This is a genomic window from Candidatus Poribacteria bacterium (assembly GCA_016866785.1).
Classification (GTDB): domain Bacteria; phylum Poribacteria; class WGA-4E.
Map to the genome: position 1 here is coordinate 1 of VGLH01000272.1, position 1922 is coordinate 1922.

At 65.9% G+C, this 1922-nt stretch carries 2 protein-coding genes; one reads left to right on the forward strand and one right to left on the reverse strand.

Annotated elements, in window-relative coordinates; all coding sequences use genetic code 11:
* The coding region (locus FJZ36_19220; protein ID MBM3217031.1) for a hypothetical protein at window positions 1-731 on the reverse strand (731 nt) is incomplete at its 3' end.
* Between the two features lie 199 nt (window positions 732-930).
* Between FJZ36_19220 and FJZ36_19225 the strand changes: the two genes are divergently transcribed.
* On the forward strand, window positions 931-1710 hold the full coding sequence (locus tag FJZ36_19225) for a LamG domain-containing protein (protein MBM3217032.1): 780 nt from the start codon (window positions 931-933) through the stop codon (window positions 1708-1710).
* The last annotated feature ends 212 nt before the right edge of the window (window positions 1711-1922 follow it).

Sequence of the window (1922 nt, forward strand, 5' to 3'; positions counted from 1 at the left end):
ACGCGGTGCGATCCGTCGGGTTCCCGGAACGGGAGGCAGAGCCAGAGCGGGCATCCGAGCCGCCGCGCGAGGGTCACGGGACTCGGTTCCGCCGAGGCGAGCTCGCCGAAAAACGGCACGAATACGCCGCTCGCTCCGGCGTCCTGATCGGCGAGCAGTCCGACGACTCGCCCCTGCTTCAGTCCTGCGACCAGCCTCCTCAAGCCTCCCTGGCGCGGGACGATCTCCAGTCCGGTCACCTGCCGGCAGCGCGTCACGAGCCGGTCGAGCGCGGGGCTGTCCATCGGATGGGCGAGAACCATGGGCGACGGATGCAGCGAATGCCACAGGGGAGCCAGAATCTCCCAGTTGCCCGTGTGGGCGACGAAGACGACGATCCCAGCGCCTGTCCGCGCGACCTCAGAGAACCGGTCTCGTCCCTCGACGGCGATGCGCGCTTCTGTCGACGCCGTCCACAACGGGAACCGGAGGAGCTCGACGACGCTCCTGCCGAGGTGGTCGAAGTGCTCGCGGGCGAGCGCGGCGCGTTCTGCCGCCGAGCGCGCCGGGAAGGCGCGTACCAGGTTCACTTCCGCGACGCGCCGACGGGAGCCCAGCGCGCGGTAGAGCAGGCCTCCCAGCGCCGATCCGACGCGGAGCGCCGTCGCCTCCGGCAGACGGCGGACGATCCCGCCAACCGCCCACGCGATACCCAAGACGACACCGTTCCGCAGACGCTTCCCCGCTGACATGCCCAGAGCATACCACGCCGCCGTTCAGTCTCATAGCGAGCGGGAGCGTTCCCTATCGCATAGCGCCGCCTCGACGATGACCGTAAAGGCGATACCTACCTGCGGAAGGGGCAACTCCGTGTGCCGATGAGTGTCCGAGCGAGAGACCAAGCACATAGCCGTCCAATGCCGTAACATCCCTTGCGGAAGGAGATACACGATGGGACGACGTGTTGATTCCCGTCATGTGGCTTTGGCGTGCGTTGTTCTCGTGTCTTGTGCGCTGACGCCTGCTCGCGCTGCCATCGTCGGACTGTGGCAGTTTGAAGACGGCGGCGGCAAGGAGGTCAAGGACTCTTCCGGCCGGAACCACACGGGAACGCTCGGCGGCGGCACGAAGTGGTCGAAGGGCAAGTATGGCGGGGTCCTCGAGTTCGATGAGACGGGCTTCATCGAATGGGCGCACCACGCCGACTTCACGTTCACCGACGCGCTGACGATCATGGTCTACGCCCGTATCGACGACATCACGCCTCAGGAGTGGGTCGAGTTCCCTCGGAAAGAGGGCGAATATACGATGGCAGCGCACAAACTCGGGAACACGGTGGAAATGACGCTCTGGCTGAACATCGGCGGCGGATGGATCGGGCAGATACCCGCCGCAGGCGCGTTCCCCGCGCACAAGTTCGGCGAGTGGCATCACTACGCGTCGACCTACAACGGAAAGGAAGCGCGTCTTTACTTCGACGGCAAGGACGCCGGTTCGATGGCGGTCGGCGGCAAGCTCGCCGCGTCGTCGTCGGTGCTCGCCTTCTCGAGAGGTTGCTGTGGCGGTCGCTATTTCAAGGGCGCGGCGGACGACTTCATGATGGCGAACAACGCCATGTCGTCCGCGGACATCGCTGCCATCGCCGCGAATGGAATCGCAGCGTTTCTCGCGGTGAGTCCTTCCGGCAAATCCGCGACGACCTGGGCGACGCTCAAACGCGCCGTGGATTGAGCCGCGCTGCCACGCCCGTCACTGCGATACGGCTTCGGTCTCAGGGCGCCACAGCGGGAACCGGAGGAGCACGACGACGCTCCTGCCGAGGTGGTCGAAGCGCTCGCGGGCGTGCGCCGGGCGTTGCGGTGTCTCAGACCGCAATGGATGGGTCCGCCGATGAACGCATGCGCTGTCTTCCGCGTTTACGATGGAGTTGATGATCGTTGTCA